At 31.5% G+C, this 1,243-nt stretch carries 2 protein-coding genes; both read left to right on the top strand.

Translation table 11 applies throughout. The features are described from left to right. Window positions 1–46: 46 nt before the first annotated feature. Window positions 47–547, top strand: a complete 501-nt coding sequence (locus DXB73_RS14320) for a CPBP family intramembrane glutamic endopeptidase (RefSeq protein ID WP_118691576.1) — start codon at window positions 47–49, stop codon at window positions 545–547. Next, window positions 548–1,141, top strand: a complete 594-nt coding sequence (locus tag DXB73_RS14325) for a hypothetical protein (protein WP_243104190.1) — start codon at window positions 548–550, stop codon at window positions 1,139–1,141. The last annotated feature ends 102 nt before the right edge of the window (window positions 1,142–1,243 follow it).

Below are 1,243 nucleotides of genomic sequence, written 5' to 3' on the forward strand. Positions count from 1 at the left end.
CATTATAAAAATATTAAATTTTTGTCTTGACAACTGAGCCATTATAATGGTATTGGAAAAATATATAGTCAATGGAATTAAAAACTTTAAGAAGTATTATTTTAATGACGCTTTAAGCATAGTAATAGTAATTGTTTTGGTGTCAAGTTTATTGAACTTGATATTTGCGAAAATTGATAGCACTATACCAGTTGGCAATTCTCAATTAACAGATAGTATGTTAGCAATGTTGTTTTCGGCATTGATTTTTGCGCCCATAGTTGAAGAACTTGTAAATAGATGCGCTATTGGGTTGTTTTTAGAAAAGTTTATAAAAAATGACGTTGTGATTAATGTTGTTACAGCTATAATATTTGCTTTTTTACATTTGTTTAAAATGCATTTAAATATTTATGGTCTAATCTTTTACGGATTGGTGTATGGTATGCTGGGTTATAGTTGTGGATATTATTACAGAAAAACCAGTAATATCGTATTATCAATGCTTATTCATTTTATCTGGAACTTATGTATGTTTGCAGGTATCGTGTTGAGAAATATGTTATGAATGAAAACAAGCAATATAGTGGTAGATAACACAGATAATACTTCTGCTATTGAAGAATCTATAAAAGTTGAGAATAAAATAACAACGCAAGAAGAATCAATCAAGGAAGTTAATGTTACAGAACCAGACAAGCCTGTAATGACACCAGAGACAGCCGCATATCCAAAGCTTAAGAAGATAAAAGTAGAGCTTGATAATCAGAATAATCTCATCTTTCAGGCAGAACAGCAACGAGGCAATCTTGAAATCGAATTGTCAGATTTAAAAGGTTTGGCGAAGATTACAAGAAAAGCTGAATTACAGAGAAAGATTGATGAAAAGACCTACTATATCAATCGATTGAAGATAGGACTTTCAAATATGGTTCGTAACTACGGATTTGAGAATATGAATGAGTTTTATCTAAGCTACAAGGAATCAAAGAGTGCTTATGCAGAGTATCAGCAGAAAACTGAGGATTGGAAGAAATCATTTGGCCATACAGATAATTCAATGGATAAGGCAGAAACGATGTCAGAGAAGCTTGCCAGATTGCAGAAAGAGGCAGATAGTTATAGGCAATATAATAGAAGAATGAGCAATAAATTGAGATAATAATGCTATGTATGCACCACTTCTTAAACAAATTGTTATCATGATTTTAAATTTTACCTGAATCCGTGAACCTTGTTTCAAAATGAAAAGGCACACAGGAAA

Source organism: Clostridium sp. OM05-6BH, from assembly GCF_003481635.1.
Lineage (GTDB): Bacteria > Bacillota > Clostridia > Lachnospirales > Lachnospiraceae > Butyribacter.

Bases quoted from the DNA above. Each gene is read 5' to 3' on its own strand.
- DXB73_RS14325 (WP_243104190.1), top strand. From the start codon at position 548: ATGAAAACAAGCAATATAGTGGTAGATAACACAGATAATACTTCTGCT.
- DXB73_RS14320 (WP_118691576.1), top strand. From the start codon at position 47: ATGGTATTGGAAAAATATATAGTCAATGGAATTAAAAACTTTAAGAAG.